Source organism: Halomonas hibernica (assembly GCF_013183775.1).
GTDB classification, from domain to species: domain Bacteria; phylum Pseudomonadota; class Gammaproteobacteria; order Pseudomonadales; family Halomonadaceae; genus Vreelandella; species Vreelandella citrativorans.
The window spans coordinates 51,008-64,120 of record NZ_VIFN01000001.1 but is presented as its reverse complement, the minus strand read 5'-3'; the positions used below and the strand labels follow the sequence as shown (position 1 = coordinate 64,120).

Below are 13,113 nucleotides of genomic sequence, written 5' to 3'. Positions count from 1 at the left end.
AACGATTTGCTTTGATAGTTACTATCTTTTTTTGAGATAACGCTGGCTTGGCAGAAAGGTGAGTATGCAGCTTAAATCATTGCGACTATTTATGGCGGTGGCCGAGACAGGCAGCTTCGTGGCAGCAGCAAAACGCTTGCACACGGTGCAATCCAACGTGACGACTCACATCAAGAAGCTTGAGGAGGAGTTAGGCGTACAGCTCATTCATCGTGCGGGACGTGTTCGCCCGACAAGCGCTGGGTTGGCGCTAGTGGAGTACGCTGAGCGCATGCTGACGGCCCACGATGAAGCGGTATCGCTGTTTAAGGGCCAAGAGAAGGCGTGTGGGCGGCTACGGATAGGCGCCATGGAAACCACGACGGCATTGCGCCTTCCCCCGATACTTGCGGCGTATCACGCAGCGCAGCCTGATGTTGATATCCAGCTCAAGACCGGGCCAACGGCTGAGCTGGTCGAGTTGCTGCTAAATGGCCAGGTGGACTGTGCCTTCGTGGCTGGGCAGCTTGAGCATAGCCGCTACCACGTGCTTAAAGCATTTAGCGAGGAGCTTGTTCTGGTGGGCTCAATGCCCATGACGACGATGCCCTCTTCACAAGCGCTGCTGGCGTCTGCCTTCATGGCGTTTCGCCAAGGGTGCAGCTACCGCCAGCGTATCGAGCTACTGCTGGCTTCCTATGGCGTCAATGCGGGCCGGATATTCGAGTTTGGCTCGCTGGATGCGATGCTGGGCTGCGTCGCTGCCGGGATGGGCTATACGGTATTACCGCGTGGAACGGTTGACGCTCATCAGCACCGGTTCGGGATTCACACACTGGCGCTGCCCGCTTCTATTGCCCACATCGATACCTACTTTGTCGCCCCAGAACCGGAAACCTGGACGCCAGCCCTGGCAAGCTTTGCTGAAACATTGTGTGACGCAGTGGTGGTGGATGAGCCTCAGCTTACGGCGTCGTGATGTGGATAGAGAAATTCCGGCTCTTATTCAGGCCTTTTTCACAAAATGAGCGGTTACCATCATGTCGCCTGCACCATCGACCTTGCAGTCCAGTTGGTGATCCTTGCTATCCACGAGCCGCTTGATAACGGCTTTGGTGCCTACCTTGATGACCAGTGAGCTGCCTTTGACCTTGAGGTCTTTGATCATCGTTACCTTGTCGCCCTCCGCTAACAGCGTGCCGTGGCCATCTTTTACTGTCACGGTGTCTTCCGCCTCAACTTCAGAAGGGCTCCATTCGTGGGCGCACTCGGGGCAGATGAACAGGCTTTGATCCTGATAGACGAATTCAGATTGGCAATGGGGGCAAGGCGGGCACGACATGAACGATGACTTCTGTGGCTTGGTTTAGGCTGCTTATGATACTGAGCCTGTATACCCTTGGCGAATACCTTCACGCCAGCCCATTAAAGGAGAATTAGGATGAACAAACGTGACTTGGAAGCGGCATACCGTGATTACATCACCTGCCTCAATCATCAGGACTGGGCGAGCCTTGGCCAGTTCGTGCATGACAATGCCCACCACAACGGCAGGCGCCTAGGGCTTGATGGTTATCGCGCCATGCTGAAAGCCGATTATGAACAGATACCCGATCTTCACTTCAATATTGAACTTTTGGCCGTTGATTCACCCCATGTTGCGTGCAGGCTGCGATTCGATGTAACCCCGAAAGGTAGCTTCCTCGGCCTTGCGGTGGACGGCAAAAAAGTGACGTTTTGCGAGAACGCGTTCTACCTCTTCTGTGATAATAAGATTCAGGAAGTCTGGTCGGTGGTCGACAAGACCGCGATAGAAGCTCAGCTGGCTTGAGGCGCCAAATGCCATCCTTGTTCGGTTGCCTGCAGGTTATCTGTCAGGGCGAGGTTTTCCAGAAACGCATCGTCATGGGGTATCCGTTGCGCGAATCACAGTTCGATCCGACCAGCCGATAACCTCGCCTGCTGGGATAGTGAAGCGCGTTTCTGCTTATCGTTTATTTTGCCGAGCGATACAGTATAAAAGGCGGGAACGACAAACGCTTTTACGATGAAATGATTCCAGTTGCCGACAGAGAGTATGCGGCTCATCTGGAAACCTTAAAGTGAGGTAGTCACAATGGCACGCAAGCTTGAAGACTTACTGGCAAAAGAAAAGCCAGAGATCGTTGCGGCGGCAGAAGCGAAGGCAAGCGATATGCTGTTTGAGATCAGGCTAGCCGAAATTCGTCTGCTGGCAGAGAAAACGCAAACTGAACTTGCAGATGCAATGGGTGTTAGGCAGCCGACCGTAGCGGGACTGGAGAAGGTGGGCCAGGATATGCGCCTTAGCTCACTTAAACGCTACGTTGAAGCGATGGGTGGTCGTGTCCGTGTAGATATTGAGCTGCCGGACGGTAGCCATCATGGCTTCCCTGTTTAATGAATCTCTTTGCCTTCCGTGCCTACAATATGAGCGGCGATGAGTATTGGTTTGAATAAGTAGCCTACGCCATCGCGGGCTGAAGCCCGCTCCTGCAAAATGTGCCAGCCATTGGTGTTGGCCTGCGCGGCCATTACGGCACCAGCCACTGCCCTGCCCAACCGTCACCACGCGAGAATACGGCGCGGCGGTGGTGCTGCCCCAAGTGCAGCGCTTCTATCGCTTGAACGTCCATCCACAACACTGCAAAAGCGCTTTCATCCGGCGTTTTGGTGTAATCCAGTGAAGCCGCAATCGGTTCGCCCGGCGCCAGCCCGCTGCTATAGGCGCTACGGGCGTGTTCCGGCAGGTTTTGCCACTGCTCGCTTACGGCTTCGCCGATCAGAACAGTGACGCTGGCTTCTATGCGTATTTGCAGCTGCTCAGCTGCATCCCATACGTGCAGCGCGGCCATAGGGTTAGCGCGCAGGGCGCTGATCTTTCCTGAGTGAATATCGGTGTAGACAGCAATCGTTGCCGCCTGCTTATCAGCGCTGCGGAGCACTACCGTGCGGGCTTGCGGCAGGCCGCTTTCGCTAACGGTGACCAGGGTGAGGTAACGCGCCGGTGCGTGGCGGTCGCTGACACCTTGGGTCAGGCGCGCCCAAAGATGCTCATGCAGTAGCGGTAGCTCTTCTGCCCAAGAGTGGGGATTTAACGCCATGGGGCACCTTTCAAAGTAATGGCTGAAAAAGCAGCGTCACTGAATAGCTGCCGGGCTTATAGCATGCGACGAAAATCCTCAGCGTCAGCACGCCCGCTAACGTGTTCGGCCTATATAGGCGCTATTGAGAGCACTACAAAGTAATTTAAACTTTGAATATTTATTAAACATTGCTATAGGTTAAGAGCATCAATATGAATATTAATTTTACCGAGGACGCAAAATGATTCGTAATCTTGCTTTGGCTGCCGTGTTGATGGCTCCTGTTTCCGTTATGGCGCAAGATCTTCCAACAGCGCCTTATTTGCCGCTCGACATGAGCCTCGCTGCTGCGCAGACTGCATTGAATGCCTGCTCTGCCGAAGGCCACAATGTCAGCGTTGCTATCGCTGCTCGTAGCGGTGAAACGAAAGTGCTGTTACGCGCCGATAACGCTGGGCCGCATACCATCAACAGTAGCATAGGCAAGGCCTTCACTTCGGCCAGCATGGGGCGTGACACGGCTGGCTTGGCCGGGTTTATCGGTGGCAATCCGGGGAATGATGGGATGCACAACATGGATGCCAGGATGGTGGTTCAGGCAGGTGGTCTGCCGATACGAATCAATGGTGAGCTGGTCGGCGGTATTGGTATCGGTGGTGCACCATCGGGCGATATCGACGCGTCTTGCGCCCGTGCCGGGCTCGATGAAATCGGTGCCGAGTAATTTGTTTGTGTAATTCGGTGGGATCATCCCCACTTTCAGCGTCTCGCTTTCACGCATCATCCCGCCAAGGCGGTAATGCCAGTCCGTTAAGTCTGACTGGCATTTTCCTATCCGGGTATTTTTGCAGTCATGCACTAACACCCCGTCGGTATAGCCTTACTTGTCTATCTGATAATTAAATGAGCAGTTGCTTTAAAACAAGGCACACCCTATCGCTCCATGCCACCCGCATTATGATGTGCCCAGCTCCACACACGCTGATTAAGACTGCCGGTTAAGCTCAGGCGTTAATATCCACTAAACGAGTAGAGCGCGATATCACTCCGAAACTCCCAACCCAGGTTGCTCCAGAAGCGTTTACCGGCTTCGTTTTCTACCAGAATCATCAAGTGGGATTTTTGGATGCCTTCATTTTTAAGCGCTTCCAAGCAAAGCGCCACCAGCTGTGAGCCGACCCCCATGTTGCGGTGTGAAGCCGCGACTGCTAGGTGTTGAATAAAGCCCCGGTGGCTATCATGGCCGCTCATAATCGTGCCCACTACGCCTCCCTCTGCTTCCGCCACAAAGCTTAAACCGGGGTTACGCTGCAAATAACGTGCAACGCCTTCACAGGAGTCCGCATCGCGCAGCCGCACGCCTTCCGTGCTCAACCATAGCGCCACGGCGGCGTCGTAATCTTCAATCGTCATGGGGCGGTAGTGCATGTTGATCTCTCAGTACGGCGTAAAGGCATTCAGTTGCAACTCAGCGGTAACGTTATCGCCTCAACGTGACGATGAAAGTGCGCTAAGCAGCGCAGCATGGGTAGCGCACCATGTATGAATCGACTGCACATAACCGGCTGGCAGGTTGTGGGGCAAGTCATCAACCGGAAACGTATCAATTCGGGAATGTTCGTGACTCACCTTTGGGTTGAAGTCGCTCACAAGACGGCAGCCGTGGGTGACGATGAATACATGCTTTTGGGGAATGACCTCAAACAGGTAACTATCGATAATTTCCTGACCCACGACCTTTACGTCCAGCTCTTCCTCGAACTCTCGCTCCAGGCACTCTGACGATACTTCACCTATCTCGATACGCCCGCCAGGCAGCTCCCACTCATCGCGGTCATTAAGCGCCAGTACGACCTTGTTGGCGGGCAGGAGTAATACCCCTTTTATAGATACCGGATACATGGTTTCCCTTATCTTTCACAAGTGAATAGCCAAGAGCATATGTCGCTACGCGTCCCAATGCGTTTACAACGTGCTATTCAAACAGGATATGCCAATCCGCCTACATACCGCGCGCCAGAATTGAAGCCGGACCGTTACACCGCCTATACCGGCCCGCTTTGAAAGGCTAGATCGTAACGAAAGTGCTTAGACGGGTGCCCCCTCGCCTTGTCACGTTGAAGCGTTACTACATCCCCAAACCAATGCCCAACCGCAGCGCTTGCAGGCCATCAACCTGAACGCTTACCTCATCAGAAAACACGGGGTGGCCTTCTACGGTTAGGTCCAGCTCCGCTTGGGCGCCGCGATAAGTAACGCTTACCGTAAGATTTGCGGAGCTGCTAATAGGCGCCAGCACGCCGTACTCAACGTTATCGACGCTGACCGCAGAAAGGCCACGATTATCCAGCTGTTGCTGGACTTCCTGTTTAACGGTATGGCCGTAATAGAAGTACACCCCGGTATAGCCCAGCGCCAGCACTACTATCAATGTAAGGAGTTTTCGCATTATGGCCTCTTGGTTAAAGAATTGGGTAGTTGCCACCATGGCAATGCCATCATCTTCCATCCGCATGGTGTGATAGCTCGTGTACTCGGGGATTATCAAACGACCTGATATAAGAAGCAGAAACAAATAGGCAAACGCTTATCCCAACAGGTACAACCATAGATTCAGGCAGCCCCATAGTTTATAGATTATCCAGCGACACCGTCACCGCTTTATCTTTTTCGCCTCGGCGCTCTTCCACAAGTTTGGCAAGCTCATCACCTTCATCAAACACGCTAACCACCCAGTCGATAAATACTCGCACGCGAGAGGATAACTGACGGTTGCTTGGGTACAGAATGGAAACGGGTGATCCTGTGGGCGGGTTGGCGGGCAGGACTTCGATCAACTGGCCAGTTCGTAGATCATCTTCTGCATGGTAACGGGGCACCTGAATGATGCCGAGCCCTAGTCGTGCGGCCGCGTAATAGCTTTCTGCTGCACTTGTGGTCACGCTGGCGGGCAACGCTACATATTCAACTTTTCCGCTAACAGTAAACTCAAGAGGCAGCGTCTGGCCTGCACGGCTGGAGTGAAAGCCCACCATCGTGTGCCCGCCAAGCTCGGCCACAGAATGTGGCGTTCCGTACTTGGCCAGGTATCCGGGCGAGGCGACCGAGACTTCATCAAGTGTGGTGATTCGCCGGGAGTGCATATCGCTATCCTGGGGCATACCGACGCGCAAGGCGCAGTCAATGCCCTCGCCTACCAGATCGACCAGGCGATCACCCTCGCTCATGTAAAACTCCAAACCTGGGTAGGTGTTAAGAAACGCGGGTAGCTTCGGCAATATAAAATGGCGGGCTAGCGTGCCGTGAACGTCTACCCGCAGCACGCCTTTGGGCTTGGCATTCACTAGCGCGCCTTCCGCCTCCTCAACCTGGGCCAAAATACTCAAACAGCGGTGATAGTAAGCGTCGCCATCCCGCGTTGGGTGCACCGAGCGCGTGGTACGTTGCAACAGTCTTACGCCAAGGCGTGCCTCCAATGTTTTGATGGCCTCGGTCAGCGTTGAGCGAGAAATACTCAGATCTTGCGCGGCGTGAGTAAAGCTTCGCCTTTCGACGATACGCGTAAACGCGTGCATCGTATCAAGTCGGTCCATTGTTCACGGTTTCCGAATAGTGATGACAGGTTAAGCCTGATTATAGAGCACGCTTTGTCTTTTATGCTGCATACGTCAGACATTCACCGATTCCCTACGCAGAAGGAAAAAAATGATGGCAGAACAGAAAATTGCGCTTGTAACGGGTGGTTCCCGGGGGATTGGGGCAGCTATTTCCAAACAGCTGGCGCGCGATGGCTTTACGGTGATCGTCAACTACGCAGGCAATGCAGAAGCCGCTGACAACGTGGTTCAAGAGATTGAGTCGGCGGGTGGTAAAGCGCAGGCGATCCAAACGGATATTGCCGATGCCCAGGCGGTGCGTCAGCTTTTTGACACCCTTGAAACGCAGTGGGGCCGTATTGATGTTCTGGTCAATAATGCGGGCATTATGAAGCTTGCTCCGCTTGCTCAGATGGAGGAGAACGCGGTGGATGCTCAGATTGATATCAATCTGAAAGGCTCGATCAACACCATGCGCGAAGCGGCCAACCGCCTGAGCGACGGTGGCCGGATTATTAACCTATCGACTAGCGTTGTCGGGTTGAAACTTGAAACCTATTCGATCTACGCCGCCACCAAAGCCGCCGTTGAGACCTTAACCGCGATTCTTGCCAAAGAGCTGCGTGGCCGCTCGATCACCGTCAATGCCGTGGCGCCCGGCCCTACCGCGACAGATCTGTTTCTTGAGGGTAAATCTGACGAACTGGTCGAGCGGATGGCCAAGATGCCGCCACTGGAGCGACTCGGCCAACCGGACGATATCGCAAGCGTCGTGGCTTTTCTCGCCTCGCCTGAAGGCGGCTGGATTAACGGCCAAACCCTGCGTGCCAATGGCGGCATCGTTTAACCGTTTCTTAATGACCTGGTTTAAACAACCTGGTTTTAATTAGCTTGTTTTAACTGACTTGCGGCTCGCCCAGCTCGCGGCACTCCCTAACGCTTTCAGCCAGTGCGCGGGCAAGATCATGCACTCCTTTAACGGCTTCATCAGGCGTTGCGGCGTTCTCGATGCAATCTACCAACGCGGAGCCAACCACTACCGCATCGCTGAACCGGCCAATAATCGCGGCCTGTTCCGGGGTGCGAATACCAAAGCCGACCGCGATGGGAAGCTGGGTGTGTTCGCGTAGCTGGCTGACTGAGCGCTCAAGTTTTTCGGGCGTGGGTGCGCTGCCGCCAGTAACGCCTGCCACCGAAACGTAGTAGATAAACCCGGAGGCGTTACCCAGCACTTTGGGCAGGCGCTTGGTATCCGTGGTGGGCGTGGCCAAGCGGATAAAGTCGATGCCGTGCTGGGCGGCGGGCTGGCAAAGCTCGTCGTCGTGCTCTGGGGGCAGGTCGACCACAATCAGGCCATCTACGCCGGCGCTAGCGGCATCGGTTAAGAAGCGCTCTACGCCATAGCGGTAAATGGGGTTGTAGTAGCCCATTAGCACGATGGGCGTAGTAGTATCTTTTTCGCGAAAGATACGCACCATCTCCAGCGTTTTAGCTTGGGTCTGGCCTTCTTTTAGGGCACGCAGCGCGGCTTTTTGGATCGCGGGGCCATCGGCCATGGGGTCGCTGAACGGCATGCCTAGCTCAATCACGTCCACACCGGCAGCGGGCAGGCCCTCAAGAATGCGTTGCGATGTCGCCATATCTGGGTCGCCTGCGGTGAGATAACTCACCAGCGCCGGGCGGTTTTCGGTTTTGAGCGCGGCAAAGCGTGCTGCAAGACGCGAGTTGGGATTCATAGCAGTCTCCTTATGTGCGCTCTGGTGAATAGATTCGCTCATTTGAATTTTTCTCCCAGGTAGTGGGCCACGCTCATCATGTCTTTGTCACCGCGCCCGCTCAGGTTAACCACCATCAGGTGGTCGCTGGGGAGTTTCGGTGCCCGCTTGGCGACTTCGGCCAACGCGTGGGCCGTTTCAAGGGCGGGGATGATCCCCTCCAGACGGCAGCACGTCTGAAAGGCTTCAAGCGCTTCATCGTCGGTGGCCGATACATACTCAACGCGCCCCTGCTCATGCAACCACGCGTGTTCCGGGCCGATGCCGGGGTAATCCAGGCCCGCCGAAATCGAATGGGCATCAATAATCTGGCCGTCCTCATCCTGCAGCAGGTAGGTGCGGTTTCCGTGAAGCACGCCCGGCGCACCGCCGTTCAGGCTTGCCGCATGCTGACCACTCTCAACGCCCTTGCCGCCCGCTTCAACGCCAATCATCTCGACCGAGGCATCGTTCAGGAATGGGTGGAACAGTCCCATGGCGTTGGAGCCGCCACCAATACAGGCCACCAAAGAGTCCGGCAGGCGACCCTCTTTTTCCTGCATTTGCGCGCGGGTTTCGTGACCAATCACCGCTTGGAAGTCACGTACCATGGCGGGATACGGGTGCGGCCCGGCCACAGTGCCGATGATGTAGAAGGTGTCATCCACGTTGGTGACCCAATCGCGCAGCGCTTCGTTCATGGCATCTTTCAGCGTACCGGTGCCGGAAGTGACCGGGATCACTTCAGCGCCCAGCAGCTTCATGCGAAACACGTTGGGCTGCTGGCGCTCGATATCCGTTGAGCCCATGTAGATCACACAGGACAAACCAAACCGCGCCGCCACCGTGGCCGTAGCCACGCCGTGCATACCGGCGCCGGTCTCAGCGATGATGCGCTTTTTGCCCATTCGTTTGGCCAGCAGCACTTGGCCGATGCAGTTATTAATCTTGTGCGCGCCGGTATGGTTAAGCTCTTCACGCTTGAGAAAAATCTTCGCGCCGCCAAAATACTCGGTCAGCCGCTCGGCAAAATAGAGCGGGTTGGGGCGCCCTACGTAGTCGCTTTGAAAGTAGGCGAGCTGGCGCTGAAATTCGGGATCGTCTTTGGCAGCGTCGTATTCGGCTTGCAGCTCAAGAATCAGCGGCATGAGCGTTTCGGCAACAAAGCGGCCGCCGAATTGGCCAAACAGGCCGTTAATATCAGGCTGGATCGCAGGTTGATTCATGATGACCTCTCAAAGCGGAGTAGCAGTTGCATTGAAAGTAGCGCAAGCAGGCGGAGATAAAAATCGATAAGATGTCATCAATATGTGAGCTGGAGTCAACCGTTGATGCAACAAAGCATGCCACCTTTAAGCGCCCTGCGCGCCTTTGAAGCCACCGCCCGGCTAGGCAGCGTGACGGCCGCAGCCGATGAGCTAAGCGTGACCCACGGTGCCGTTAGTCGCCAGCTGCGCAGTCTGGATGAACATTTTGGTGTGGCGCTTTTTGCCAAAGCGGGCCGTGGCATTGAGCTGACTCACCACGGCGAGCGGCTTTCTCACGGCATTGGCGAGGCGTTTACCCGCCTGCGTGATAGTTGCGCGGATCTCAAGCGTGATGTGGAAGAAGCGCCCTTTACGCTAGCCTGCCCCGGCAGCCTGCTGGCGCGCTGGTTGATTCCCAGGCTGGACCGTCTGCAGCGCGACCTGCCCCAGCTCAAATTGCAGGTCGTAGTGAGCGAAAGTGAACTGCCCGCCAAGCAGGAAAATATCAGTGCTACCCTGGCCTTTTCTGAGCCGCCCTGGCCTGCGGAGGTAGACGTCGTCGAGCTAATGGCCGAGCAGATTTGCGCGGTGGCAAGCCCTCACTTGGAAGCAAAGCTCGACCCAGCGCAGCCGGATACGCTCTTTTCCAGCAAGCTTTTACACACCGCTTCTCGCCCCCAGGCCTGGCCACAATGGGGCCGCGCCCAAGGGCTTGAACTGGCGACTCTTGAAGAGGCTTTGGGTAAAGGCCAGGGGTTTGGTCATCTCTACTATTTAATCGAAGCCGCCGTGGCAGGCTTAGGAGTGGCCATTGCGCCAAAACTGCTGGTCGAAGATGACCTGAAAAGCGGACGACTCACCGCGCCCTGGGGATTTATCGAAACTCCCGCCAAGCTCTGCCTGTGGCTACCCCGCCACCACAACAGCCAGCGTAGTGAGCAGTTGGCCGAATGGCTTAAGCGAGAGCTGGGCGCTTCAAGCTCATAACGCGGGAAAAGCCCAACCCCCTAGCCAACTAAAGCGACTGCCGCCACTGGGCCAGTGCCCGAATATCATCAGGTGTTGTACGGCAGCAGCCACCGATACCCGCAGCCCCTGCTGCCAACCACTGCTCCACCCCTTGGGCCAAGCCAGAAGGACCGGTGGCGGTGTGATCGCACGGTGCCGGGTGCCAGGTTTTGGTCGCCGCGTTATACAGCTCGCCCGAGTTGGGGTACACCAGCACAGGCAGGTCACACTGGCGTTTGATCGCCGCGACCAATGACTCGATATGCTCAAGCGCGGTACAGTTTACACCAATCGCCGCCACGCCAGGGCAGTTGGCCAGCGCTGCGGCACATGCCTCAATCGGCGTTCCATCGCTGATATGTTCACCATCCTTGGCCGAGAAGGTAACCCAGGCTTGGGCGCCGGGGTGTTCAGCCAGCAGGTCGGTGATCGCCAGCGCCTCCTCTAGTGAGGGCAAGGTTTCTGCTGCAAGCAGATCAGCGCCCGAGGCCAGCAGCAGCTCAAACCGCTCGCGATGAAACTCAACCAGACCGGCACGATCCAGGTCATAGCCGCCGCGGTATTCGCTGCCATCCGCTAGATAAGCGCCATAGGGGCCAACGGACGCGGCCACCAGCGGCTTGGGGCGGTCGGTTTGCCCCGGCTGCCACACCGCATCGCGCGCCTGCTGCGCCAACGTGACCGACCGCTGAATCAGCTCCCGCGCCTGCTGGGCGGTCATTCCCGCCTGCATAAAACCGGGCACCGTGGCCTGGTAGCTGGCGGTAATGGCGCAGTCGGCACCGGCTTCGAAATACGCCTGATGCACCTCGCGAATCTTCTCCGGCGCCTGGGCCAGCAGACGCGCCGACCACAGGCTATCGTTGAGATCGCAGCCCAGCGCTTCCAGCTCAGTGGCAAGCGCCCCGTCAATCACCATAAAGGGAGCGTCCGCCAGCAGGGCCTTGATCGGATTTGATTCACTCATACTCTTTTCTCCTCAGCGGCGGTATTCAGGTGGGCAGGGAATTGAACGGCCTTACGATGGTGCAGAAAATGCGCCAGGTAACACAGGCCAATGAACGGCACCCCGAAGTAGAGCGCCACGCGCTGCTGCGGATCAAACGCAATGCCGATGCACGCCGCCAGACAAGCCGCAAACGCGATCAGCGGTACCCAAGGGTAGAACGGCGTGCGGTAGACCAGGTCTTCAAGCCGCCCGCCTTCGCGCAGATAGTGGCGGCGGAAGTTGAGCTGACTGAGCGCAATCGCCATCCACACCACTACCACGGCCAAGCCAGAAATCGAGACCAGTACCAGGTAGACAGTTTCCGGTGCGTAGACGCTTGAAAACAGCGCGCCGAAGCCGCCGATCATGCTGAGCAGCAGCGCATTCATCGGGATGCCGCGCTTGTTAAGCCGACCCAGCGACTTGGGCAAAGTGCCCTGATCTGAAAGCGTCCAAAGCATGCGTGATGAGGCATAAAGCCCGGAGTTGGCCGCCGAGAGCAGCGCGGTGATGATCACAAAGTTCATGATGTCCGCCGCCCCGGGTACGCCCAGGCGCTGGAATACCGCGACGAAGGGGCTTTGGCTAAGCCCGGCCTGGCTTTGAGGCAGCAATGCTGCAATCACGATGATGGTACCCACAAAAAATAGAATCAGCCGCCACAGCGTGGCGCGGATCGCCTTGGGCACATTGCGCGCCGGGTCCACGGTTTCCCCGGCAGCAATGCCAATAAGCTCCGTGCCGGAAAATGCAAACATCACCGCCAGTAACGTAGTACCGATGGCTAGGAGGCTCGGCGACGTTGCTCCCTCGCCCCAAAAGGCCGAAAGTCCGGGCGATGCCACCGCAGCGCCGCTTGAATCCTGCAGCGGCACCCAGCCAATAATCGCGCCTGCCCCGACGATCACAAACACCACCACCGCGATTACCTTGATCAACGACAGCCAGAACTCGGACTCGGCAAAGAAGCGTGAGGTAAACGCATTCACGCCAAACACAATAGCCGCGAACAGCCCGCTCCAGTACCAGCCGGGGATATCGGGAAACCAGCGTCCCATAAACACCGCCGCCGCGGTAAACTCCGACCCCAGCGCCACCGTCCAGGTGAGCCAATACATCCAAGCCACCATATAGCCAGTGCCAGGGCCAATATAGCGGCTGGCGTGGGCGCTGAACGCGCCGGAATCCGGCATATGCACCGCCAGCTCTCCCAGACACATCATCACCAACCAGGCAACGATGCCACCCACCAGATAGGCCAGCACGGCCCCAATCGGCCCTGCCTGCTGCACGGTATAGCCGGAACTTAAAAACAGCCCGGTGCCAATCACGCCCCCTAACGAGAGCATTACCAAGTGGCGCGTCTGCATACTGCGCTTGAAGTGCGCGCCTTGTTGCTCGCTCATTTGCTCACCCATGGTGGCTTCCCTATCAATC

General features: G+C 56.6%; 17 protein-coding genes. 6 read left to right on the top strand and 11 right to left on the bottom strand.

What is annotated here, in order from left to right:
* The first annotated feature begins 64 nt into the window (after positions 1-64).
* Complete coding sequence (locus FKN99_RS00345; protein ID WP_172116045.1) at positions 65-958, top strand: LysR family transcriptional regulator; 894 nt, start codon at positions 65-67, stop codon at positions 956-958.
* 27 nt (positions 959-985) lie between these two features.
* On the opposite strand, the gene FKN99_RS00340 is transcribed toward FKN99_RS00345, so the two are convergent.
* Positions 986-1,321 carry a zinc ribbon domain-containing protein YjdM gene (locus FKN99_RS00340; protein ID WP_172116044.1) on the bottom strand — a complete coding sequence of 112 codons (336 nt, stop codon included), beginning with the start codon at positions 1,319-1,321 and terminating at the stop codon, positions 986-988.
* Positions 1,322-1,420: 99 nt separating this feature from the next.
* On the opposite strand from FKN99_RS00340, the gene FKN99_RS00335 reads away from it, so the two are divergent.
* Together FKN99_RS00335 and FKN99_RS00330 are read left to right on the top strand one after the other, a co-directional pair.
* Positions 1,421-1,810 carry an ester cyclase gene (locus tag FKN99_RS00335; protein WP_172116043.1) on the top strand — a complete coding sequence of 130 codons (390 nt, stop codon included), beginning with the start codon at positions 1,421-1,423 and terminating at the stop codon, positions 1,808-1,810.
* Between the two features lie 285 nt (positions 1,811-2,095).
* Positions 2,096-2,398: a helix-turn-helix domain-containing protein gene (locus FKN99_RS00330; RefSeq protein ID WP_172116042.1), complete on the top strand. Its 303-nt coding sequence runs from the start codon at positions 2,096-2,098 to the stop codon at positions 2,396-2,398.
* Here FKN99_RS00330 and FKN99_RS00325 read toward each other — a convergent pair.
* Both FKN99_RS00325 and FKN99_RS00320 read right to left on the bottom strand, forming a co-directional pair.
* The gene (locus tag FKN99_RS00325) at positions 2,395-2,532 is read right to left on the bottom strand and encodes a hypothetical protein (RefSeq protein WP_172116041.1); all 138 of its coding nucleotides are present in this window, start codon (positions 2,530-2,532) and stop codon (positions 2,395-2,397) included. The two genes, FKN99_RS00330 and FKN99_RS00325, sit on opposite strands and share 4 nt — an antisense overlap.
* Positions 2,532-3,101 carry a pyridoxamine 5'-phosphate oxidase family protein gene (locus tag FKN99_RS00320; protein WP_172116040.1) on the bottom strand — a complete coding sequence of 190 codons (570 nt, stop codon included), beginning with the start codon at positions 3,099-3,101 and terminating at the stop codon, positions 2,532-2,534. Before FKN99_RS00320 ends, FKN99_RS00325 begins: the two co-directional genes overlap by 1 nt.
* Before the next feature lie 223 nt (positions 3,102-3,324).
* On the opposite strand from FKN99_RS00320, the gene FKN99_RS00315 reads away from it, so the two are divergent.
* Positions 3,325-3,807, top strand: coding sequence for a GlcG/HbpS family heme-binding protein (locus FKN99_RS00315; RefSeq protein WP_172116039.1), 483 nt, complete (start codon positions 3,325-3,327; stop codon positions 3,805-3,807).
* Between the two features lie 287 nt (positions 3,808-4,094).
* Here FKN99_RS00315 and FKN99_RS00310 read toward each other — a convergent pair whose 3' ends face one another.
* From FKN99_RS00310 to FKN99_RS00295, 4 genes are all read right to left on the bottom strand, one after another.
* Positions 4,095-4,511 (bottom strand): GNAT family N-acetyltransferase, encoded by a 417-nt coding sequence (locus tag FKN99_RS00310; RefSeq protein WP_172116038.1) that lies wholly within the window; start codon positions 4,509-4,511, stop codon positions 4,095-4,097.
* A 60-nt stretch (positions 4,512-4,571) separates the two neighbouring features.
* Entirely contained in the window at positions 4,572-4,985 is a 414-nt protein-coding gene (locus FKN99_RS00305) for an NUDIX domain-containing protein (protein WP_172116037.1), read from the bottom strand.
* A gap of 226 nt (positions 4,986-5,211) precedes the next feature.
* Entirely contained in the window at positions 5,212-5,532 is a 321-nt protein-coding gene (locus FKN99_RS00300) for a hypothetical protein (RefSeq protein WP_172116036.1), read from the bottom strand.
* A gap of 181 nt (positions 5,533-5,713) precedes the next feature.
* The gene (locus FKN99_RS00295) at positions 5,714-6,676 is read right to left on the bottom strand and encodes a LysR family transcriptional regulator (protein ID WP_172116035.1); all 963 of its coding nucleotides are present in this window, start codon (positions 6,674-6,676) and stop codon (positions 5,714-5,716) included.
* 115 nt (positions 6,677-6,791) lie between these two features.
* Here FKN99_RS00295 and FKN99_RS00290 point away from each other — a divergent pair, with 115 nt between their 5' ends.
* Entirely contained in the window at positions 6,792-7,526 is a 735-nt protein-coding gene (locus FKN99_RS00290) for an SDR family oxidoreductase (RefSeq protein ID WP_172116034.1), read from the top strand.
* 49 nt (positions 7,527-7,575) lie between these two features.
* Here FKN99_RS00290 and trpA read toward each other — a convergent pair whose 3' ends face one another.
* Positions 7,576-8,415 (bottom strand): tryptophan synthase subunit alpha, encoded by an 840-nt coding sequence (gene trpA, locus FKN99_RS00285; protein WP_172116033.1) that lies wholly within the window; start codon positions 8,413-8,415, stop codon positions 7,576-7,578.
* A gap of 38 nt (positions 8,416-8,453) precedes the next feature.
* On the bottom strand, positions 8,454-9,659 hold the full coding sequence (trpB, locus tag FKN99_RS00280) for a tryptophan synthase subunit beta (RefSeq protein ID WP_172116032.1): 1,206 nt from the start codon (positions 9,657-9,659) through the stop codon (positions 8,454-8,456).
* Positions 9,660-9,764: 105 nt separating this feature from the next.
* On the opposite strand from trpB, the gene FKN99_RS00275 reads away from it, so the two are divergent.
* Positions 9,765-10,667, top strand: coding sequence for a LysR family transcriptional regulator (locus FKN99_RS00275; RefSeq protein ID WP_172116031.1), 903 nt, complete (start codon positions 9,765-9,767; stop codon positions 10,665-10,667).
* A 28-nt stretch (positions 10,668-10,695) separates the two neighbouring features.
* Here the strand turns inward: FKN99_RS00275 and mmuM are convergent, their stop codons facing one another.
* Entirely contained in the window at positions 10,696-11,655 is a 960-nt protein-coding gene (mmuM, locus tag FKN99_RS00270; protein WP_172116030.1) for a homocysteine S-methyltransferase, read from the bottom strand.
* Complete coding sequence (locus FKN99_RS00265) at positions 11,652-13,094, bottom strand: amino acid permease (RefSeq protein ID WP_172116029.1); 1,443 nt, start codon at positions 13,092-13,094, stop codon at positions 11,652-11,654. The genes mmuM and FKN99_RS00265 overlap by 4 nt, the downstream gene beginning before the upstream one ends.
* Positions 13,095-13,113: the final 19 nt, after the last annotated feature.